The 21,547-nt window shown below is 37.0% G+C and carries 18 protein-coding genes; 14 read left to right on the forward strand and 4 right to left on the reverse strand.

Translation table 11 applies throughout. The features are described from left to right. Positions 1-126: 126 nt before the first annotated feature. From miaB to FFS26_RS17895, 6 genes are all read left to right on the forward strand, one after another. The gene (miaB, locus tag FFS26_RS17870; RefSeq protein WP_110011540.1) at positions 127-1,563 is read left to right on the forward strand and encodes a tRNA (N6-isopentenyl adenosine(37)-C2)-methylthiotransferase MiaB; all 1,437 of its coding nucleotides are present in this window, start codon (positions 127-129) and stop codon (positions 1,561-1,563) included. A gap of 225 nt (positions 1,564-1,788) precedes the next feature. Then, positions 1,789-2,586, forward strand: a complete 798-nt coding sequence (locus tag FFS26_RS17875) for a tetratricopeptide repeat protein (RefSeq protein ID WP_110011539.1) — start codon at positions 1,789-1,791, stop codon at positions 2,584-2,586. 36 nt (positions 2,587-2,622) lie between these two features. After that, entirely contained in the window at positions 2,623-3,912 is a 1,290-nt protein-coding gene (locus FFS26_RS17880; RefSeq protein ID WP_110011538.1) for a sigma-54 interaction domain-containing protein, read from the forward strand. A 13-nt stretch (positions 3,913-3,925) separates the two neighbouring features. Beyond that, the gene (locus FFS26_RS17885; RefSeq protein ID WP_110011537.1) at positions 3,926-4,630 is read left to right on the forward strand and encodes a hypothetical protein; all 705 of its coding nucleotides are present in this window, start codon (positions 3,926-3,928) and stop codon (positions 4,628-4,630) included. Then, positions 4,620-5,171 (forward strand): LptE family protein, encoded by a 552-nt coding sequence (locus FFS26_RS17890; RefSeq protein ID WP_110011536.1) that lies wholly within the window; start codon positions 4,620-4,622, stop codon positions 5,169-5,171. The genes FFS26_RS17885 and FFS26_RS17890 overlap by 11 nt, the downstream gene beginning before the upstream one ends. 1 nt (position 5,172) lies before the next feature. Beyond that, positions 5,173-7,311, forward strand: coding sequence for a hypothetical protein (locus FFS26_RS17895; RefSeq protein ID WP_137905709.1), 2,139 nt, complete (start codon positions 5,173-5,175; stop codon positions 7,309-7,311). A gap of 39 nt (positions 7,312-7,350) precedes the next feature. On the opposite strand, the gene FFS26_RS17900 is transcribed toward FFS26_RS17895, so the two are convergent. The 4 genes from FFS26_RS17900 to FFS26_RS17915 form a co-directional block, all read right to left on the reverse strand. Then, complete coding sequence (locus FFS26_RS17900) at positions 7,351-7,959, reverse strand: DUF4126 domain-containing protein (protein WP_110011534.1); 609 nt, start codon at positions 7,957-7,959, stop codon at positions 7,351-7,353. 249 nt (positions 7,960-8,208) lie between these two features. Further along, positions 8,209-8,580, reverse strand: coding sequence for a ribonuclease P protein component (gene rnpA, locus FFS26_RS17905; RefSeq protein ID WP_110011533.1), 372 nt, complete (start codon positions 8,578-8,580; stop codon positions 8,209-8,211). Then, positions 8,580-9,311: a ThiF family adenylyltransferase gene (locus FFS26_RS17910; RefSeq protein ID WP_110011532.1), complete on the reverse strand. Its 732-nt coding sequence runs from the start codon at positions 9,309-9,311 to the stop codon at positions 8,580-8,582. The genes rnpA and FFS26_RS17910 overlap by 1 nt, the downstream gene beginning before the upstream one ends. Then, complete coding sequence (locus tag FFS26_RS17915; protein WP_110011531.1) at positions 9,304-9,930, reverse strand: TatD family hydrolase; 627 nt, start codon at positions 9,928-9,930, stop codon at positions 9,304-9,306. The genes FFS26_RS17910 and FFS26_RS17915 overlap by 8 nt, the downstream gene beginning before the upstream one ends. Before the next feature lie 96 nt (positions 9,931-10,026). On the opposite strand from FFS26_RS17915, the gene FFS26_RS17920 reads away from it, so the two are divergent. The 8 genes from FFS26_RS17920 to FFS26_RS17955 all read left to right on the forward strand — a co-directional run bounded on the left by FFS26_RS17920 (position 10,027) and on the right by FFS26_RS17955 (position 21,475). Next, entirely contained in the window at positions 10,027-10,656 is a 630-nt protein-coding gene (locus FFS26_RS17920; protein WP_034692722.1) for a TetR/AcrR family transcriptional regulator, read from the forward strand. A gap of 103 nt (positions 10,657-10,759) precedes the next feature. Further along, complete coding sequence (locus FFS26_RS17925) at positions 10,760-11,755, forward strand: outer membrane protein assembly factor BamD (RefSeq protein ID WP_110011530.1); 996 nt, start codon at positions 10,760-10,762, stop codon at positions 11,753-11,755. 42 nt (positions 11,756-11,797) lie between these two features. Further along, positions 11,798-12,121 carry a DNA-directed RNA polymerase subunit omega gene (locus FFS26_RS17930; protein WP_029298198.1) on the forward strand — a complete coding sequence of 108 codons (324 nt, stop codon included), beginning with the start codon at positions 11,798-11,800 and terminating at the stop codon, positions 12,119-12,121. A gap of 123 nt (positions 12,122-12,244) precedes the next feature. Continuing rightward, on the forward strand, positions 12,245-13,450 hold the full coding sequence (coaBC, locus tag FFS26_RS17935; protein WP_137905710.1) for a bifunctional phosphopantothenoylcysteine decarboxylase/phosphopantothenate--cysteine ligase CoaBC: 1,206 nt from the start codon (positions 12,245-12,247) through the stop codon (positions 13,448-13,450). Between the two features lie 36 nt (positions 13,451-13,486). After that, complete coding sequence (locus FFS26_RS17940) at positions 13,487-14,392, forward strand: DUF4835 family protein (protein ID WP_137905711.1); 906 nt, start codon at positions 13,487-13,489, stop codon at positions 14,390-14,392. A 177-nt stretch (positions 14,393-14,569) separates the two neighbouring features. Further along, positions 14,570-16,219 (forward strand): DNA repair protein RecN, encoded by a 1,650-nt coding sequence (locus FFS26_RS17945; RefSeq protein WP_110011527.1) that lies wholly within the window; start codon positions 14,570-14,572, stop codon positions 16,217-16,219. Positions 16,220-17,042: 823 nt separating this feature from the next. After that, positions 17,043-18,671, forward strand: coding sequence for a T9SS type A sorting domain-containing protein (locus FFS26_RS17950; RefSeq protein WP_137905712.1), 1,629 nt, complete (start codon positions 17,043-17,045; stop codon positions 18,669-18,671). 11 nt (positions 18,672-18,682) lie between these two features. Then, positions 18,683-21,475: an RHS repeat protein gene (locus tag FFS26_RS17955; RefSeq protein ID WP_137905713.1), complete on the forward strand. Its 2,793-nt coding sequence runs from the start codon at positions 18,683-18,685 to the stop codon at positions 21,473-21,475. The last annotated feature ends 72 nt before the right edge of the window (positions 21,476-21,547 follow it).

The raw sequence follows: 21,547 nt of genomic DNA on the forward strand, positions 1-21,547 counted from the left end.
AATTCCAACACTTTTTCAATTTATGATTTTGTTAAAATAATAGCGCTGACATTCTGTCACAATATTTTGTATCTTTGCAAACTTATTCGTTCGTAATTTTAAATTACGAACCTTAAATCGATTATCGTGCAGGAAAAATATATAGACGAAACAAAACAGGGCGAAGCTTTTGCTATTGCAGAAAGACCGGAGAACTCTAAAAAACTGTTTTTAGAAAGCTATGGCTGTCAGATGAATTTCTCTGACTCTGAGATTGTTGCATCCATTCTTAATGAACAGGGCTATAATACAACGATGAAAGTTGAAGAAGCCGACCTGATTCTTTTAAATACATGCTCCATCCGCGAAAAAGCGGAACAGACCGTAAGAATGCGTCTTTCTCAGTTCAAAAATCTTAAAAAGGAAAGACCGAATATGACGGTTGGTGTTCTGGGATGTATGGCGGAGAGGCTGAAAACCAAGTTCTTGGAAGAAGAACAGTTGGTGGATCTTGTTGTAGGTCCGGATGCCTACAGAGACTTACCAAACCTTTTGAAAGAAACCGATGATGGGAGAGATGCCATCAACGTTATTCTTTCCAAAGAAGAGACGTATGCCGATATCAATCCTGTCCGTTTAGGAGGAAACGGTGTTACCGCTTTTGTTACCATTACAAGAGGTTGTGATAATATGTGTACATTCTGTGTGGTTCCATTTACCAGAGGAAGAGAAAGAAGCCGTGATCCACACTCTATTATTGAAGAATGTAAAGATCTTGCCAATAACGGATATAAAGAAATTACCCTTTTAGGACAAAACGTAGACTCTTACCTTTGGTATGGAGGAGGTCCTAAAAAAGATTTTGCCAAAGCCTCTGAAATGCAGAAAGCAACAGCCGTAAATTTTGCTCAACTTCTTGATTTAGTGGCTAAAGCTGTTCCTGGATTGAGAATCAGATTCTCTACTTCCAACCCTCAGGATATGAGTCTGGACGTATTCAGAATGATGGCAAAACATGACAACATCTGTAAATATGTACATCTTCCTGTACAAAGCGGAAGTAATAATATGCTGGAAGCAATGAACAGACAGCATACCCGTGAAGAATATCTTGATCTGATCAGAAAAGCGAAGGAAATTGTTCCGGAAGTAGCATTTTCACAGGATATGATCGTAGGATTCTGTAATGAAACAGAAGAAGATCACCAGGATACCTTGAGTCTGATGAGAGAAGTGGAATATGACTACGGTTATATGTTTGCGTACTCAGAAAGGCCGGGAACCCCTGCTCACAAGAAAATGGAAGATAATATTCCGGCTGATGTGAAGCAGAGACGTCTTGCTGAGGTTATTGCCCTTCAGGGAGAGCTTTCAAAACAAAGAATGAAATCGTATGTTGGAAGAGAGCATCAGATTCTGATTGAAGGAATTTCCAAGAAAAATAAAAACCAGTGGAAAGGAAGAAACTCTCAGAATGCCGTATGTGTCTTCGATAAACTGGAAGGACAGAAAATAGGTGACATTGTGAACGTTTTTGTGTATGACAATACGCAAGGCACACTTTTAGGGAGAACAGTTGAATAAAATTAAGTTCAGGGTTCAAAGGAATTTGGCCAGACAAGCGAAAAGATGCTATCCCTGAAAAACTTAAAAGAAAAATATATATTCTGAAAAAATCAACGGGTATATTACCGTAAGATTTTTAGTAAATTGTTACGCAGTTTACAAAATCACTCGAGGGCTGGATGCCGGGAGAGATAAAAGGTTTAAAAGTAGATGATTATCAGGATTTAACCTATAAAATTGAAAATGGAAAAGTTTCAGAGGTATTACCTTAGCTTTTTGTTACTTATCGTTTACACCAATACTATTGCACAGGTCAACTGTAATGCAGTAGAGGGTGAGAACTGCAAAAAAGCGTGTGAGTTATACAACTGGGCTTCAGATTTACAAAGTTTCGCAGAATCTCAGGAAGGTTTTAATAAAGCCGTTGAATTGTGTCCGGATTTTTCCCATGCTTATATGGAAAAAGCCGTTCCATATCTTAAAAACGGAGATTTTGTAACCTGGAAGATTTTAATTGATAAAGCCGTTGCCTTAGATCCCGGGATGCACCCTGGTTACAGAGGCTGGACAAAGTTTCAGTTTCTGAGAGGCTATAGAAGTGCAATTCAGGATTTAGAAGGTTTAAAAAAATATAAGCCCGGAGGCTTAGGAAGGTCTCAAAACGGAGACTATAATGCAGATGTAGTAAGAGCGATATCCTACAGTGCTTCAGGACAGAAAGAAAAAGCGGCTGGGATTATAGAAAGGCTTCTGGCTGCCAGAGGTTATGCGAAGGGAATGTTTGATCATTATCAGCTGGGTGTTACCTATCTTGAGCTGGGAAGATATGACAAAGCCCTGGAAAATTTTGAAAAACAAAGCAAAGGGTACGACTTTGCTGAGAATACATACTTTAAAAGTAAAGTTTCTAAGATCAGAAACAAAGATTATTTGGATTTAAACATGTTAGCCCTGCAAACGTATGATGAAGAAAAGACCATGAAAGCTGTCTACACTCATCAATTTAACAAGGTCTACACACAACAGGTTGAAGTGCTGTAGAAGATTAACATTCAATCAATAATCAAAAATTTACTTATGAGCAACGAGCTACAAAACATAAAAAACCGTTTCGGAATTATCGGAAACTTTCCTGCACTCAATCGTGCCCTGGAAAAATCTATCCAGGTTGCACCCACAGATATCTCTGTACTTGTGATTGGAGAAAGTGGGGTGGGAAAAGAATTTATTCCGAAAATCATTCATTCAGAATCCAGAAGAAAACATCAGCCTTATATCGTGGTAAACTGTGGAGCCATTCCGGAAGGAACCATAGACTCTGAGCTATTCGGGCACGAAAAAGGAGCTTTTACAGGAGCTACAGCTACAAGAAAAGGATATTTTGAAGTGGCAGACGGCGGAACCATCTTTTTGGATGAGGTAGGAGAACTTCCCCTGCAGACTCAGGTACGTCTTTTAAGAGTGCTGGAAAGTGGTGAATTTATGAAAGTAGGTTCTTCACAGGTACAGAAAACCAATGTGAGAATTGTGGCCGCTACCAACGTTAATATGATGAAAGCCATCCATGACGGAAGGTTCCGTGAGGATTTGTATTACCGTTTGAATACCGTTCAGATTGATATGCCGCCTTTGAGAGAAAGAAAAGGAGATATCCATTTGTTATTCAGAAAATTTGCAATAGATTTTGCTGAAAAATACAGAATGCCGGAGCTGGAGCTGGAGCAGAGTGCTGTTCACTATATAGAAAGTTATTCTTTCCCGGGGAACGTCCGCCAGCTAAGAAACTTAGTAGAGCAGATGACTGTTGTGGAAAGAAACAGAAATATCACTGCAGAAAAACTTGCCGAGTATATTCCGATGGAAACCCATCTCCCAATGGTCGTAAATACTCAAAGTACTCCCAAGCAAAACGATTTCGGAAGCGAAAGGGAAATTATGTATAAAATCCTGTTCGATATGAGGAACGATATTAATGATTTAAAATCCTTAACTTCGGAACTGATCAAGAACAGAGGTACAGCAGATCTGAGCAATCATGAGAAAAACCTGATCAACAGAATTTACACTTCTGATAGTCAGTCACAAGTGAATTCCGGGTCGATGTTATATTTTGAAAATAATAATGATACACCGGCCGTTCAGACTCCTACGATTATTTCAAACCCTGATGACAGCTATGAAGATATTGAAGATATCGAAATTGAAGAAAACAGACCGGAATCACTTTCTCTTCAGAATAATGAAAAAGATTTGATTATCAAGGCTTTGGAGAAGCATAAGGGACGTAGAAACAGAGCTGCAGATGAACTGGGAATCTCACAAAGAACTTTATACAGAAAAATAAAACAATATAACCTGGAAGATTAGCACAACATAAATAATGAAAGTCAATTTAACACCTAAGCCGATCAATTTTAAACTCGGAGAATATATTAATAAAGGTTTCGAACTTTTAAAGAAAGATTTCGGAAATATTTTTGTAGCATTTTTAGTGTGCTTTATCATGTCGATTATTCCGTTCTGCGGATTATTAGCGATGGGTAATTTATACAAATACCTTCAAAGACTGAACAGAAACCAGCCGGCAAGTCCCGGAGATATCTTTGATTTTAAAGATTTTATGCCTTATTTTATGCTGCAGTTAATTGTTTTCGGAGGTGTTTTACTGCTTTACATTCCTTTATTTGCTGTGCTGGGAATATCAGGTGCATTATCTGAGGGTAATGAGCCTAATCCAATGGTAGCATTTTTTGTGTTTCCCTATATGTTTTTATTGATTGGCGCGATATATTACTTTGTATTAAAAGGTTTTTATATCATACCATTAATCAGTCTTAAAGGCATCAGGGAAGTAAAAGAAGCCTGGGCTATTTCAAAAATAATGACCAAAGGTAATCTATTGTCAATCTTCCTTTTCTCAGTGGTAGTAAGTATTTTGGCTCAGATTGGTATTATTGCCTGCGGGATAGGAATTTTTATTACCTTACCATTCTTATATACAGCAAATTATTTTGCTTATGAAGATGCTATTCAACAAATTGAGTATGATGAAATTACGGAAATCGGATTTAAAGATGGATTTTAAAATTAAAAATATAAGCCTGAAACAATCATTATTCACGGGAATGCTCTTTGCGTTGCTGGGAGTTTTAAATTCATGCTACAGCTTTACGGGATCGTCTCTTACAGATGAGAAAACAGTTCAGATCAATGAATTTCCCAATAATGCACCGCTGGTAAATCCTGCATTATCACAACAGTTTTCTACAGCAATACAAAACAGATTCCTTCAAAGAACAACTTTGAAGGGAACGAAAGAAAACCCGGATATCCTGATTGAAGGAGAAATTACAGACTATTCCATTACGCCTACCACCATCAGTTCCAATACCCAGACCAACCCTTCTGGTGGAGTGATTCAACAGGCACAGAATAAACTTACGATTACGGTAAAGGTACATTATGAAAATAAAATCCATCCGGATGCAAGTTTTGACAGAACGTATTCTGATGAAGCCGCTTTCAACAGTGATGTATCCTTAAGTCAGATCGAAGACCAGCAGGTAAAACTGGTAACAGATAGAATTATTAACAAGATATTTAACGACATTGTAGCGAACTGGTAAGATGAATCCGAGAGTTTTAGAATTAATAAAAAATCCGAAAAATATTCAGTCTGAAGACCTTGGTCTTTTGAAAGAAGAGATTCACGCTTTTCCTTATATTCAGAATATCAGGGCACTTCACCTGTATGGCGTGCATCTGTACGAAAAAGAAAACTATCAGAAAGAGCTTTCTACAACAGCTGCGTATACTACTGATAAGAAAATTCTGTATCAGTTGATTAACGGGAAGATCAAACAAGAGCCCAAACCGGAAATTGTTGAAGAGAAGAAACCTTCTGCAACAATCGAAAAGCCTGCTCAATTAGCTCCAAAGGCAAAATCTTTCCCTATTAAAAGAGAAGAGGATATTTCTTTGGAAAAACCATCGGAAGAAAAGGAAAACACTTGTGTATTACCAACCTCACAGGAAGCGAAGCCTATTTATGTAAAAGGTGAACGAAACAGAATTTTATTTGAAGGAGAGGAAAACTTCCTGGATGAAGTAAATTCTGAGACCATAGATATTGAATCTACCCTTGAATCAGGTACTCTGGTAACACAAAAGACAGATACTGTAGTTGAAGAACCGGTTCAAGAGGAAGCAGCATCAATACTAGCTCAGAGTGATGAAAATGGAGGAGAGAACTTTACACCGGAAACCATCATTCACGAAGAGCAGATTTCTTCAGAAAAAGAGGAAGAAAAGATTGAGGAAGAAGAAAATGTCAGCTTCCATGAAGTAGCCTCTTTGGCGCCGGAAGTACATATTGAAGAGGCAGTAGCAGAAGAACCTGTAAAAGCTGAATCAACAGCACATGAAACGGAAACTGTTTCTGAGGAAGAACCTGTTCAGCAAGAAGAAATACAAGTTGTAGCAGAAGAGAACGCCGGAGAAAACTTTACACCTGAAACCATCATTGATGAAGATCAGATTTCTCTTGAAAAAGAAGAAGAAAATGGTAATGAAGAAGCGCCTTCAGCGGAATTGTCTGGTGCGGAAGTAAGCTTCCATGGAACAGAATCTTTTATGCCGGAAGTTAAAATCCAGGCCAACAACGAGGAGATTTCTGAAATAGCTGAAGTATCTCAATCCAATGTAAATAAACATGAGGAAGAGATGAGACGCCTTATTGAGGAAGTTGAAAAGAAAATGAAGGAGGCTAAGCCTGTTGTTCAGGAAGAAAAAGTCGAGCCGGAAGCTTCTGAAGATCATGAAATTAGCTTCGCTGATACCCAAAGTTTCCATTTCTGGTCAACCAGTGAAGAAAGGCCTGAAGAAATAAAAGAAGAGCCTGTAAAGGTAGAAATTGTTGAAAACCAACCGTCTGTTGTCGAGGATGTTACATCAGAAATTGCAGAAGAAGAATTACAGGAAACACCTGAAGTGCAGACTGCATGGAAGCCAATGAGTGTGGAATCTCATTTACCCGATTCATTGATCAGTAAAGCAGAAAAAGCATCAACCCCTGAAATTAAAACTCAGGAAACAGAAGCTGCAACTGTTGCAGAGCCGGAAGTGACTACCGTGGAGTCAAAATCAGGTGAGACAAATGAAATTATTGAAGAAACTGCTCAGGAAGAAGCTTTACCAATAGCAGAAAATTCTGAAGTTGAAAAAGATCATTCTGCTCCGGTTGAATCAGCTCAGGAAGAAAAAACGGAAACAGAAACAGTAAATGAAGATGTTCCTGTAATGAATGTTTCTTTCTTTGGAACCGATATTTCTACCCTTAAGGTTGAAGAAAAGAAACAGGAACCTGTAGAAAAAGTACAGGAGGTTACTATGAAAAATACCACTCAATCATCAATAGACAGTAATGTTCCGGGTTTTATCAATACATGGCAGAGCTGGCTTAAGATTGACAGAACAGAAGAAACAGTAAAGGACAAAGCCGAAATCAAAGAAAAGGCTATTGAAACCTTTATTGAGAACAATCCCAGAATCAGTCAGCTAAAGGAAGAAAGTACCTATGTCGTAAAAGAAAAGAACGATGATATCTCGCATTTGATGACGGAGACATTAGCTAATCTTTATTTCGAACAGAAACTCTACACAAAGGCAATAAAAGCGTTTGAAATATTAATCAAAAAGAATCCTGAGAAAAAAGAATATTTTGAATCCAAAATTCAGGATATCAAGGACTTCAGAAGTAAAAACTAAAAAATAAAAAGGTACTGATAAAAACAGTACCTTTTTATTTTATAATTTCTGAGAAGTACTTTTACTGCTTCTTATTTTTTTCCAGGCCTTTCGTCCGAATACGAGAACAATAATTAATGTAATAATGGCAAGTATTGCGGCGATAACCGGTGCTGCCATCGCAAGAACAGACATTATACCGGCACCTGCCGTCTCCGTTGTGCCGACCATGGAATTTCCCAAACCTCCGGTAGTAGCAGTAGAAGCAGCCCTTATTCCTGCAAATCCGGAGCTGATCGTAGCAGCGGTACCTCCTCCGGCAATCAATGCCAGTGCCCATTGTGGAAAAGTTCCAAGTTCAGCAAACTGACTGGCAAATAATATGGAACCAGCAACAGTTGCCATAGGTATGGAAACAGTATCCAGTAAATGATCAACAAAAGGGATGTAGTAAGCGAGGATCTCAATAACAGTAGCTATTCCTGTTGTAATAAGCGTAGGGAGACCAGCAAGCCATTCAAAATGCTCATTCATCGGAATCCAGTTAAAATAAGAAGCAAGACTTACAACAAACATGGGAAGGAATACCCGGAAGCCTGTAGCTGCCGCCAGTCCAATACCGATAAAAGCACTGATTATATAAGAAAAATAGGGAACATTGTCTAACATATTAATTTTCAGATTTATTGTTTTCCCTAAAAATACAAAAACTATATGATATTTGAAGTAATGTTAATGTCTGAGTTTGGGGTGAGTGATACGTGATCCGAGTCTCGAGCTTTGCAATTCGTGATTTAGCGTAGAGTTAAAAATATTTTATTCATACTTATCTGTGACAATCTGTGCGATCTGTGGGAAATAAAAAAGAACTGTAAGAAAATGCCTCACAGTTCTATATTATTTCATGGGAATAGATGATTACTTTTTCTGAGCTTCACAAAGCTTGATAAACTGTGCCTCCACATCCTGGAATTTCGGTGGCATCTCAGAAGAAACCCAAAACAGCATTGCCATAGATTTTTCTCCAAAGGCCTGCCTGAAAAGATCTTTATTCAGGCGGTAACATGCTCTCAGCAGCCTCTTGATGCGATTCCTGTGCACAGCTCTTTTAAAGTATCTTTTTGAAACAGAAACTCCGAATCTTGCAGCTTCTACCGGAAGGTTAGGTTTATCTTTCAGAACAATGATCCTTAGATTTCCACTCGTTCTCCATTTGCCTTTCTCAAAAAGCAAACTGATTTCCGTGTTTTTTTTGAGCTTTTCCGCTCTTGGATATTTGAAGTTCTGCATTAATCTTTCATCTTTTTCACTAAATGATTAATCACTTCAGCGGCTGCATACAATCCGAAAATTGCAGGAATAAAGCTAATGGTGCCATAGAATGATTTTTTGAAATTGCTTCCGTCAGTCATTTTTAAGCTTTCCTCCTTTTGAATTTCATTGGAGAACACACATCTGATTCCTTTATTGATTTTTTCTTTCTTAAGCCTTTTTCTTACCTGCTTTGCAAGGAAACAGTTGTGGGTTTTACTGATATCCCTTACCATCACCATGCTCGGGTCTGTTTTTCCTCCGGCTCCCATAGAACTTACAATCTTGATCTTTCTTCTTCTGGCAGCTTTTATTAAACAGATTTTTGGCGTTACACTGTCAATACAGTCAAGTACATAATCAAACTTTCCGGAATCAAGGATTTCATCCATTCTCTCAGGATTCAGAAACTCATTGATCCTGATTAAATTAAGTTGTGGATTGATATCAAGCAGCCTTTCAGCTACAACCTCTACTTTATGTTTGCCAACAGTAGAATGTAAGGCAGGAAGCTGTCTGTTGATATTTGTAATATCTACGGTGTCTCCATCCACTATGGTCATATTTCCTACGCCGGCCCTGGCAAGAAATTCTGCGGCAAAAGAACCTACTCCTCCTAAGCCTACCACAAGCACATTGGCCTTGATGAGCTTATCCAATCCATCTTCCTTTATCAAAAGTTCAGTCCTTTCCAGCCAGTATTTATCCATTTTTTATTGTATGTAAATTTTCTAAAATTTGTTCATTAAGTTGCTCCAGAGAAATTTCTTTTATTTCCGAAACTTTAAGGTATAATTCTCCGATATTAAAGTCTTCATTGTCAGTTTCTAAAAAGAATTTGTTTAATGGAGTGTTTTTCACAATATCCTGCAAAGATAAATTATACAAAACAGCTTTTCCAAAACTCAGGTAAAAATTATTGGCAAGAAGATCTTCTGCAATTTGACGTTTTTTATTAAAACCATGAATGATCATGGGCTGTTCGGCCTTCTTCCCCAAAGAAATGACCTCATAAAATTTTCTGACACAATGAATGATCAAAGGTTTTTCGACTTCATTGGCCATCTTTATCTGTCTTAAAAAAACTTCTTCCTGGATTTTCTGATCAATAGAAACCAAAGAATCCAAACCACATTCACCGATAGCAAAACAGTTTTGAAACATCGTGTCTTCCATCCATGAAAACTGTTGTTCGAGATGGGTAACATCAATATCCTGGGGATGAATTCCGATAGAATAAGGAGAATCAGGAGGAATTTGTTCTATGTTCAGATTGTAAATTCCGTTTCTGATATATTTCTTATGATGATGAAAATCAAAAAAATCCATATTCAAAAGTAAGCAATTTCAGATTTAATCTAAAATTATTAAACGATCGTTTATAAATGTGTTAAAAATTTCTTAACTTTACTCAAAGTACACTTCATGAAAAAAAAATTTACAGAAAAACAGATTCACATACTGGATATTGCAGAAGAGCTTATCGCGAAGAAAGGATATGAGGGAACTTCTGTAAGAGATATTTGTTCTAAAGCGAATATCAACGTCGCCATGATCTCTTATTACTTCGGTTCTAAAGAGAAAATGATGTCTTATCTCTATCAGTACAGAGTATTGAAAACAAGAGAGAATTTTTCAGAATTTGCGGATACCATCAAGGAAGGTAAACCTGAAATGCAGCTGCGGGAAATGATCAAGTACATCGTTTCTCAGCTTTTCAAGTATAATTATTTCCATGGTTTTGTAACCCAGGAGCTTCGTCATACGGAGAATCTTAAAGATGAACTGCTGGATTTCTATCAGCTATTCGTGAAAAAACTGGATGAAGTCATTAAGAAAGGTGTTGCATCAGGTGTTTTTACTTTTACACCCAAACCTGAAGATATTCTTACCATGATCATCGGATCCACTTTATTTGTCATCAGGAATAAAAATTTCTATGAGCTCTATGTTCCGAGCAAAAATGAGGAAACCTATGCCAAAGAAGCTGAGAAAAAGGTGAGAATGAATCTTTTATTAAGTGTTTTTGCAATTTTGGGATACGCTGCAGACTAAAATTACGTTAAATATTCATAAAAAAAAATCTATTGGCAAAAAAGTTATATTTTTGCAAATTAGTAAATCGGCTGTATAATCCGAAAACTGTTGAATTTTATATATGAAAAAATATATTTTAGGTCTTTTTGCTGTAGCGGTGATTACATCTTGTGTAAGTCAGCAGGAGAGAGCAATGAGAAGTGCTGATAAAGAATTTATCTTAAAGGCAGCTAATGAAAATTTTGCCAAGAAAAAATGGAAAAATGCATTGGCTCTTTACGACAGGCTTGCCAATCTTGTGGCGGGAACAGATGATTTTCCTAACGTAGGTTTCAATACAGCTTATGCCAACTATTACGACAAAAGTTATAAGCTGGCAGGACACCAGTTTAAGAATTTTGCAGTAAGTTTTCCAAAAGACCCGAGAGCAGAAGAAGCAGCATATATGTCTGCTTTATGCTACTATGAAGGTTCTATGGACTATAACCTGGATCAGTCGAGTACAGAATTGGCCATTAATGAGCTTCAGGAATTCCTGAACAATTATCCCAACTCTGAAAGATCTAAGAATATCAGCCAGTTAATTGATGAATTGTCTTATAAGCTGGAATTTAAAGCTTATGAAAATGCAAGACAATACTACAAAATGGGTGAGTATAAAGCAGCAAACGTAGCATTTGATAATGTGCTGGAAGATTTTCCAAGTACAAAGCTTCGTTCAAAAATTTACGATTATATCATGAAAGCACGTTATGAACTGGCGATGAAATCTGTTTATAATCTTAAAGATGAACGTATTGAGAGCGCGCTTACGTATACAAAGCTTGTAGAGAAAGAGCTTCCTAATACAGAATATTCTAAAACTGCAACAGATCTTAGAGAAAAACTGGAAAAAGAAAAACAAAACTTCGCAGTTGTTAAAAAACAAACTGAAGCCAGAATGGCGGCTTTAACGGCAAGACAGAAAAAAGAAGCTGAAAAACTGGCTGATAAGGATAAAGCTGACCAGCAGATCAAAGATCAGATCAGCAATGAAAAGAAAGCAATGCAGTTACAGAGGGACAGTGCAGCACTTAAAACACCTCCGCCGGCAGCGACTTTCAAAATTCAAAGATAATTCGTAAATTTGCCATCTTAAAATAAAAATAATTTTCTCAAAATGAGTGTAAAAGATACAAAAGCAGAAGTAAATACAATTACTTACGATAAAGATAAGATTGAAGATAAAGTAGGTTCAATCTATGAAGCTATTGTTATCATGGGAAAGAGAGCAGAGCAGATCAATGCGGAGATCCGTACGGAGCTTCACAACAAACTGGATGAATTTGCCGTTCACAATTCTACATTAGAAGAGGTTTTCGAAAACAGAGAACAAATTGAGATCTCTAAACATTACGAAAAGCTTCCAAAGCCAACTTCAATTGCTATTGAAGAATGGTTAAACGGAGATGTTTATTTCAGAAAAACAGAAGAAAGAAAGTAATCTTCTGTGTTTTAATAAATCAAGGTCATAAAGGAATTCACTTCTTTTATGACCTTTGTTGTTTTAAAACCTCATTGTGTGGGAAAAAATAAGTACTTTAGTGTTTCCAAAAATTAGAACTTAATGAGTGTTTCCGGTAAAAAAATACTTATCGCTGTCTCCGGAGGAATTGCGGCATATAAAATCCACTTTCTGATCAGGGATTTTGTGAAAAAAGGTGCCGAAGTACAGGTTATTATGACTCCTGATACAGAAAACTTTGTGACGAAACTAAGTCTGTCTACATTATCCAAAAAACCGGTGTATTCGGATTTTTACAGTGATAACGGAACATGGAACAGCCATGTGGAAATGGCTCTGTGGGCGGATGTTATGATTGTTGCCCCATGTACGGCCAATACGCTGTCTAAAATGGTTCACGGGATGTGTGATAATCTCGTTATTGCAACCTATATGTCTGCAAAATGTCCGGTATTCATTGCGCCTGCAATGGACCTTGATATGTATGCACACCCTTCTACCCAAAAAAATCTGGAGCAGGCGGAAAGCTTCGGACATATTATTATTCCGGCGGAAAACGGAGAGCTTGCCAGTGGACTGATCGGGCAGGGAAGAATGGCAGAGCCGGCAACAATTTTTAATGCTGTTGAACATTATTTTAATTCGGATATCCAATCCCGAAGCCTTGAAGGAAAAACGGTTTTAATTACTGCAGGACCTACCTATGAAGCGATAGATCCTGTAAGATTCATCGGAAACCATTCATCCGGTAAAATGGGATTTTCTCTGGCAGAAGAAGCTTCAAAAAGAGGAGCAAAAGTAATCCTGATTTCAGGGCCAAGCGCGCAAACCCTCAACGATCCGAATGTTGAAGTTCATAAAGTGACTTCAGCAAAAGAGATGCTGGCCAAAGTATTTGAATTTTATGATAGAATAGACATCGGAATTGCCAGTGCTGCAGTAGCAGACTATGCTCCCAAAGAGGTGGCTAAGGAGAAAATCAAGAAAAACGATGAAAACCTGACGATAGAGCTGGTTAAGAATCCCGATATTCTTAAAACAATGGGTGAAAAGAAAACCCATCAGTTTTTGGTAGGATTTGCCTTGGAAACGCAAAATGAAGAAGAAAATGCCAAAGGAAAACTTGAAAAGAAAAACCTGGATATGATTGTTCTGAACTCTCTGCGTGATGAAGGAGCCGGTTTTAAAAATGATACCAATAAAATCAAAATATTTACCAGAACAGAGAAGAAGGAATTCAATCTGAAATCCAAGGATGATGTAGCGAAAGATATTCTCAATTTTGTTGAGACTCAACTTTTAAAATAATTTTAATAAATTTCCGTTCTCAATTTTTAATAGACAATGAAAAAAATTATAAGTTTATTTTTTCTGTTTTTTCTATACACCCAAAGTTTTTCTCAGGAGCTGCTGGCAACGGTGCAGGTAAACGCCAATCAACTGGGAGGAAGTAACCAGCAGGCCTATAAAGCATTGGAGAAAAGTCTCAGGGATTTTATCAATAACACCAGCTGGACCGGTAAAAGACTTCAGAATTTTGAAAAAATAAAATGTGCTTTTTCTATTGTTATTTCGGAAAGAGATGTGAATAAATTCAAAGGAACGATTGTTATTCAGGCAGTAAGACCTGTGTACAATACAACCTACGAATCACCATTAATTAATCTTCAGGATCAGAGATTTGCTTTTGAATATATTGAGAATGAGAGTCTTATTTTTAATGAGAGACAGTTCTCCGGCAAGAATCTTACGGATGTGATCAGCTTCTATATTTATGTTGTTTTGGGTCTGGATGCAGATAGCTTCCAGTCTATGGGAGGATCACAATGGTATGCGAAAGCGCAGCAGATTGCACAGAATTCACAAAACAGGAACTATGAAGGCTGGAATACTATCAATGAGCCAAGAAGCCGTTCTATTTTGATCAACGAAATTATGAACCCTAACTGGAATCAGCTACGTTCCACTATTTATACCTATCACAGAGCAGGATTGGATAATCTTTTCAACCAGGATCAGACTGCCGGGAAAAAAGTCATTTTCGATGCACTGATGCAATTAAAAATGTATGAGAATAACTTCCAGCAGGCATTCTTCTTTAATCTTTTCATGGACACCAAAAGCGATGAAATTTTCAATATTTTCAATTCCGGGAATAATGGAGGGCTGATTCTTAATGATCTTAAACAAACAATGATCATCCTCTCACCGAAGAATATAGATAATAAGTGGAATAAATGGAAGGTCTAAAAATTGGTGGATAAATTGAAGATGGACGGTTGATTATTCAAGAGTCAGCAAAAAACATTTTGTTCCTTCACTAACAACCACTGCCTGTTAATTATGCTTTAATTTAATCGGAGAAGAATGGAAAAAAAACTTATTTTTACAGTTCAAACTCAAATTGGATTATAACCCGGATTATCAATGCTTTCGAGAATTTACATTAAAAACTTTGCCCTGATTGATACTCTTGAAGTATCATTGAAGAATGGTTTACAGGTCATTACCGGAGAAACGGGGGCGGGTAAATCGATCATCTTAGGTGCTCTCAGGCTTATTTTAGGTGAAAGAGCAGATGTAAAATCAATTGCCAAAGCTGAAGAAAAAAGTGTGGTGGAAACTGAGTTTTCTCTTAACAATCAGTTTAAGAAATTCTTTATAGAGAACGACCTGGACTACGAACTTCAGACTATTATCCGAAGAGAAATACTTCCTTCAGGGAAATCGCGGGCATTTATCAACGATGTGCCTGTAACGCTGGATATTCTTAGAGAGCTTTCCTCACAACTGATCGATATCCATTCCCAATTTGAAACATCCAATCTTTTTACTTCAGAATACCAGTTTAAAATTATCGACGGGCTTTCTGAAAATAAAAAAATCATTGAAGAGTATCAGCAGGAATTTTCTGAGTTTCAAACGCTGAAATTGTTGTTGAAAAAATTAAAGACCCAACTTTCGGAATCAAATAAAGAAAGCGATTATAAAGAATTTTTGCTCAACGAACTGGAAGAGCTTAAGCTTGATGATGTTGATTTTGAAGATGTTCAGAACCAGCTTTCCATTCAGGAAAATGCGGGAATGATCTCTGAAAATGTAGGCCAGATCTTATCCAGATTTCATCAGGAGGAAATAGGAATTCTGTCATTCTTTAACGAAGCGACCAACAAACTGTCAAAAATTTCCGAAGTTTCTACGAGTTTCGCAGAGCTTGATGAAAGACTGGAAACCACTTTTGTAGAGCTTAAAGACATCATTTCCGAACTGGAACATGAAGCGGAAAGAGTGGAAATTAATCCTGAAAACCTGATCTACCTTACCGATCTTAATAATAAAATCAATGCCTTATTCCTTAAACATAATGTTTCAGATCTTAATGAACTGATTGAGATCAGAAATCAGCTGGCCGGAGACCAGAGAGGAGCTTCGGATCTGGAATTACAGATTGAAGACACAGAAGAAAATATCTCTCAAAAAGAAAAAACACTTCAAAGCCTTGCTGCAAAACTTTCAAAGAACAGACACAAGAATGTTCCTGTTTTCATCAAAAAAGCAGAAGAACTTCTTAAAAAGCTAGGTCTCGAAAAGGCAAAAGTGGATATAGAATTACACGATGCAGATGAATTCAACCCGTTTGGAAAAGAAAATATCCAGCTGTTGTTTCAGGCCAATTCAGGTTTCCCTTTAAAGCCGATCCAAACGGCCATTTCCGGAGGAGAAAGATCAAGAGTAATGCTTGCCGTAAAGAAGATTATTGCAGAAAGCGATGAACTTCCAACCTTGATTCTTGACGAAATAGACACAGGAGTTTCAGGAAAAGTAGCCGAAGAGATCGGAAATCTGATGCGCGAAATGTCTGAAGACATGCAATTGATTGTTATTTCCCATCTTGCACAGGTTGCTGCTAAAGGAAACGATAATTATAAAGTAGTAAAACAAGATATTTCCGGCAGAACACAATCTACTATTATTCCATTAAGCAGTGAAGAAAAACTGAACGAGATTGCCCAGTTGCTTTCCGGAAGCAAAATTACGGAAGCAGCGCTGGCACAGGCTAAAGAATTAATAGGCTAATTCAGCCAGTTATAAACCCGATTTCTCATCAAACTATTAGTATTAGCGATGTCATCCTGAGGCTGTCGAAGGATTTACTATTTCCCTAACTCTTCAATTCTTTTTCAGAGCTTCTATTGCTGCATCTTTTTGCTGGATTTCATTTTTTCAGCATCTCAATGTAACGCATAATTAGCAGGTCGCTACTTCGGTGTTATAATTTTAAAACAAATATGTCCTGTTAACTGTTAGCTTCCAGTGGAGATTAATCTGGTCCCATCGGGATCTGCTGTTAATAAAAAAATGAAGCCCCGTAACCCATAAAGCTCCGGAGGAGCGACCTGTTAATTCATGCCGGAAATATTGCAATTTTCAATGTATTGATACTTTTATCACACAGTCATGTTTCAATACTATATTTTTTTGCCGTGGTGAAAATGGATTTTTAATACGACATGTTCTGTCGCTTCAAGAGAATATTTTTGTATTAAGTTAAAGCAATATTCACATAATCATGTTAAAAAATGTTAAATTTGCCAGGTTTTTATAAACAGGTCCATTATAGCTAAAAAACAATAACTATGAAATTTTTATTCGATTACATCCATTCGGTGTATATTCTTCAATTATTTCTAAATATTTAAAAATCAAATTCGTATGTACAAATTCAGATAGATTTTTATGCATGTGAAATACACTAATTTTGCATCCAAAGAATATTATATTTGAAATATTCTTTATCCTGTAAAGGGATCTGATTCTCAGGAACGGATAAGGATTAAAAAGAACCGGATCTAACCATGATCTATCATAATAACAATGTTAACTTAAAATAAACACAGGAATGAAAAAAATCTCTCTCAGTGCATTCATTCTATGCACAGCATTGGGCGCATCTGCGCAGGAAGTGGTGTGGCAGAAAGACATACAATCCTCTACCCAGGATTTTCTAAGCCAGGTTACCACAACAATCGATCAGCAGTATCTGATCACAGGAAGCTCTATACAGTCTAAAAGCCAATCGCCAGCAGCCAGCAGCCAAAAGCAAAACAAAGGCTATGATTTCCATCTGGTAAAACTGAACCAGCAGGGACAAGAAGTTTGGGAGAAATATTTCTCAGGACAAAACCATGATTATCTGTCTGCTACAGTGACGACACAGGATGGCGGATTTCTTTTGGCAGGAACTTCTTATTCTGGAAAAGGATTGGATAAAAAAGAGGATTCCAAAGGAGGTTCAGATTTTTGGCTGATCAGAATCAATGAATTTGGTGATGAACTATGGCAAAAAACTCTTGGAAGTTCTTCTGATGAAGAAGCCAGAGCGGTAATTCAAACTACAGACTTAGGATTTTTTGTGGCAGGGAATGTCCAAAACTCATCAAAAGGCTATGGTTCTAAAGATGTTTTAATCACCCGATTAGACAAAGACGGAAAAGAACTTTCCCAATTGATCTTAGGTGGAAAAGGTTTAGACGAAGTAGAGAAGATGATTCCAACTAGAGACGGAGGAGCTTTATTAGGAATTTATTCGAGAAGTTCATCTGTTAAAACGAATAATCAGCAATCAAAGATCAACACTAATACTTCGACTGATGAACCTGCAACCTATAACCTGTTATCTGCAACCTCAAAGCAGAGCGACAATTTCGGTGAAGGCGACTACTGGATTGTCAAGTTGGACAAAAATGGAAAAATTGAATGGGAAAAGAACTTTGGAGGCAAAGGAGATGATCATATCAGAACGCTGGCATTAACTTCAAATGGTTTTATTATCGGCGGAGAATCCAGATCAGAAAGATCAGGGAATAAAACTGTTGGATTGGAAGAAGGAACAGACCTTTGGCTGATTTCTTTAAATGAAAGAGGCGATGAACAGTGGCAGAAATCTTACAATTTCAAGAACCGGGATATTCTGATGAGTATGAGCGTTCTTCATTCAGCAGATGATAAATCATCCAAAGGAATTTTATTGGGTGGCTATACGCAGGCAGAAGGAAGAGTAGAAACCGATGACGAAACCTTCTGGATGCTTTATCTTGACCAAGACGGAAATGAACAGTGGAGAAAACATGTGAAAGGTGAATCCAGAAAGAAGGAAGAAAGGCTTTCTGATTTAAAGCTGAACAGAGACGGTTCTATTGTTCTGGCCGGAACCAGTGCTGAAGAATTGGGTAAAGAAAACTGGAAGATTGTGAAATTGGGAGACAAGCAGGTTGATCAGCTGATTGAAAAATATGATATCAAGATCTATCCGAATCCTGTCTCTGATTATGCTTATGTGGAAATCGGTTTCGATTTCAAAGATGCAGAGATTTTACTCTACGATATGTCAGGGAGACAACTTCAGAGTATTAAAACCAAGAATAAAGTGACTAAGATGAATACCCAGGCACTTGTGCAGGGAGCTTATCTGGTGACGATAAAAACTGATACGAATAAAACGGCGAATGCTAAATTGATTAAAAAATAAAACTAATAATTATGAAGAAAATATTTTTATTATTGATTTATATGCTGGGATTTACTTTATATAATGGTCAGCAGCAAAGTCAGAATACTGAAATTGTCCGGCCAGCCCCTTCTGTGGCTGGTTTGTCTACTTACAACAGAGTTCCTGTTTCTGTACAGACAGGAATACCCGATATATCGTATCCGTTAATTAATGTTGAAACAGGAAACAAATCGGTAAATATAAATTTGGGAATTAGTTATCATGCCGCTAATACTTCAAGCAGAGATGGCGTAAGTGATGTAGGTAAAGGATGGATGATTCTGGGAGCAGGAGTTGTTTCAAGGGAAATACTTAATGATTTTGATGAAGTGCTTGATGACACTAGTTATATTTATTATCACAAAAACGAATTTGATGATATTTATAATTTTAATATTCCTGGAGAATCTGGGAAATTCAGGTTTATAAGAGATACGCTGAATAATACTTTTCAGGTTGTAAAACTTACTCCTTTTACATCTAAAATTGAATATCAAAGATCAGCTAATCAGGCTACTCTTATTTTAGACTCCTTTACGATAACAAATGAGTCAGGAATTAAATATGTTTTTAAGGATTATGATATAAGCATGATGCATGTATGGCTCTATTATAATGATCCTAAAGATAATCCCAGACATGGAGACAGAAAGTACAGAAGTACTTTTTATCTATCTTCAATTCTTGATGAAAACGGGCAGGAACTGGTAAAATATACCTATTTAAGGGATTTAAAATATCCACCCGGAGTCAATCAGGTTGCCAGTACAGAAACTAATAAACTAACCCGTATCGAAGTAAAAGGACATGGAATTATAGAATTAAATTATGACAAAAATGAGAACGAAAATGAGAATAAAAATCAGGATATATTCTCCATCAATAATATTATTCTTAAAACAGCAAATAATGCTTTTATAAAAAAATACGTATTCAAATATTCATATATTTCTGTCAGCAATCCTATGGTGAATTATAGAACATTAGCTTCATTCAGTCAGGTTGACCAGAATGCGAAAATAATTGAAAATTACGGTTTTGATTACTTGGGTACCGGCTATGAAGAAGGTGATGAGTATGTGATGCTCACGAAAGTAAAATTACCTACAGGAGGGGTTATCAGATATGATTTTGAGATGATACCCTACGCTTATAACGGAAAAGAGATACAAATACCCGCACCCAAGGAAGCTTTAGCAGATATAGCTTTTACCAAGGCAAATGGAGTAAGGAAATACGCCTTTACCCTTACTGAAACCAAGACTGTGGAAATAGATGCTACAGGTATTGGGGATCTTGCATCCTACTCATGGGCTGCACAGTTCTGGAAAAAGAATGGAAGTTCATATGCAATCTCCCATAGTATTGGAGTACCGGTAGATCCAAACACTAATTTCGAGTATGTTCAGAAAAGAATATTTGATCCTGGTGAATATTATCTTGATTTATATTGCAATGATATAGGCTGCAGTAACATAACATTTGATCCTCCTGCAGTTATTAGCCTATCAAAAATAGTAGGAGAACCCAGTATAGACGTCCAGTGGATTCCAAAGTCGGGGTTACCAAGGATTAAAACTATTAAATATTTTAATAGTACACCCGATAATACTTTCAATGTAACTCCCGCAACAATCGAAGAATATGATTATAATAGATTTGATAATCAAGGATCTTCCAGTGGATATCTTGTTGAAGGGGGGTCTTTAAATGGTTTGGATCCGGCCAGCCCCGTTTTTATTTACAAGAATATAAAAGTTTCCCAGGGAAATAATAACGGATATATAAGGTATTACTTTAAGGCTCCTGATTCTTACCCTATACCTTCAGGCTCCGGTATATGGCCTAATTTTAATATTACCAGAGGAGGGCTTATTGATAAAAAAGAAGTGTATAGCAGTTCTAATCAGAAATTATCTGAAGATATTTTTGATTATACATTTGAAGAATATAACGGACCTTCATATTTAGTGGCACCCAGTTATACTATTGGAAATTTTTATCTCAAAACCACCTGGATCAAGAACAGTAAAGTAACGTCTAAAAATTATTTTGATACCGGAACGACAGAAACAAACAATGAAGTCTTCAGAAATTCCTATAACAATAAACCAAATCTGGAAAGGAATACTTCCTTCGACGGCAGTATTCAGGAGACTACGTATAAGTATGCCTTAGACAAAAACAATCAAAAACTCATTAATGCCAATATGGTAGGCTTCCCATTGGAGATCACCACCATAGCAAAGAAAAATGCTTCGGATACAGGAAAATTGCTGTCAAGAGCAGAAACCAAGTATGACAATCCGGGAAACAAATATCCCTCTTCATCTGTTTCTTACGATTCTCAGAATTCTGTGGCCTCCGAAGTAACTTTCAGCCGTTATGATACAAAGGGAAACCTGGAAGAGTATACCACTAAAGACGGAATAACAGTGTCTGTGGTTTGGGGCTACAACAAAACACAGCCAATTGCAAAAATAGAAGGAGCAGCATACAGCCAGATCGCTCCGTATGTTACTGATATCATCAGTAAATCTGATTTGGCAGTGATTTCTGAACAGGATCTTCAGAATTCCCTTGATGCTTTCAGAAACAATGCCAATCTGAGCAATTATCAGATCACGACCTATCTGTTTGATTCTTTAAACAGAATGAAAACCATGACCCCTCCTACGGGAGTTCGTGCCGTTTACCAGTATGATGCAGCAGGAAGATTGCAAAAAGTAGAAGATGCAACTGGAAAAGTACTGAAGAAATACGAATATAACTACGGACATTGATCATGAAAAATGAGCATTTAAAAACAAGAATTCAGCTTCCTGGCTTCTCATTTCTAACCTCTTGTATTTCAA

Origin of the sequence: Chryseobacterium sp. 2VB, from assembly GCF_005503635.1 — a bacterium.
Lineage (GTDB): Bacteria > Bacteroidota > Bacteroidia > Flavobacteriales > Weeksellaceae > Chryseobacterium > Chryseobacterium cupriresistens.

What these genes read in the sequence shown, in the direction of transcription:
- rnpA (WP_110011533.1), bottom strand. Translation starts at nt 8,580, where the DNA reads ATGCAGAACTTCAAATATCCAAGAGCGGAAAAGCTCAAAAAAAACACG.
- FFS26_RS17910 (WP_110011532.1), bottom strand. Translation starts at nt 9,311, where the DNA reads ATGGATAAATACTGGCTGGAAAGGACTGAACTTTTGATAAAGGAAGAT.
- FFS26_RS17875 (WP_110011539.1), top strand. Translation starts at nt 1,789, where the DNA reads ATGGAAAAGTTTCAGAGGTATTACCTTAGCTTTTTGTTACTTATCGTT.
- FFS26_RS17950 (WP_137905712.1), top strand. Translation starts at nt 17,043, where the DNA reads ATGAAAAAAATCTCTCTCAGTGCATTCATTCTATGCACAGCATTGGGC.
- FFS26_RS17930 (WP_029298198.1), top strand. Translation starts at nt 11,798, where the DNA reads ATGAGTGTAAAAGATACAAAAGCAGAAGTAAATACAATTACTTACGAT.
- FFS26_RS17895 (WP_137905709.1), top strand. Translation starts at nt 5,173, where the DNA reads ATGAATCCGAGAGTTTTAGAATTAATAAAAAATCCGAAAAATATTCAG.
- FFS26_RS17940 (WP_137905711.1), top strand. Translation starts at nt 13,487, where the DNA reads ATGAAAAAAATTATAAGTTTATTTTTTCTGTTTTTTCTATACACCCAA.
- FFS26_RS17925 (WP_110011530.1), top strand. Translation starts at nt 10,760, where the DNA reads ATGAAAAAATATATTTTAGGTCTTTTTGCTGTAGCGGTGATTACATCT.
- FFS26_RS17945 (WP_110011527.1), top strand. Translation starts at nt 14,570, where the DNA reads ATGCTTTCGAGAATTTACATTAAAAACTTTGCCCTGATTGATACTCTT.
- FFS26_RS17885 (WP_110011537.1), top strand. Translation starts at nt 3,926, where the DNA reads ATGAAAGTCAATTTAACACCTAAGCCGATCAATTTTAAACTCGGAGAA.
- FFS26_RS17955 (WP_137905713.1), top strand. Translation starts at nt 18,683, where the DNA reads ATGAAGAAAATATTTTTATTATTGATTTATATGCTGGGATTTACTTTA.
- FFS26_RS17890 (WP_110011536.1), top strand. Translation starts at nt 4,620, where the DNA reads ATGGATTTTAAAATTAAAAATATAAGCCTGAAACAATCATTATTCACG.
- FFS26_RS17900 (WP_110011534.1), bottom strand. Translation starts at nt 7,959, where the DNA reads ATGTTAGACAATGTTCCCTATTTTTCTTATATAATCAGTGCTTTTATC.
- FFS26_RS17915 (WP_110011531.1), bottom strand. Translation starts at nt 9,930, where the DNA reads ATGGATTTTTTTGATTTTCATCATCATAAGAAATATATCAGAAACGGA.
- coaBC (WP_137905710.1), top strand. Translation starts at nt 12,245, where the DNA reads ATGAGTGTTTCCGGTAAAAAAATACTTATCGCTGTCTCCGGAGGAATT.
- FFS26_RS17880 (WP_110011538.1), top strand. Translation starts at nt 2,623, where the DNA reads ATGAGCAACGAGCTACAAAACATAAAAAACCGTTTCGGAATTATCGGA.
- FFS26_RS17920 (WP_034692722.1), top strand. Translation starts at nt 10,027, where the DNA reads ATGAAAAAAAAATTTACAGAAAAACAGATTCACATACTGGATATTGCA.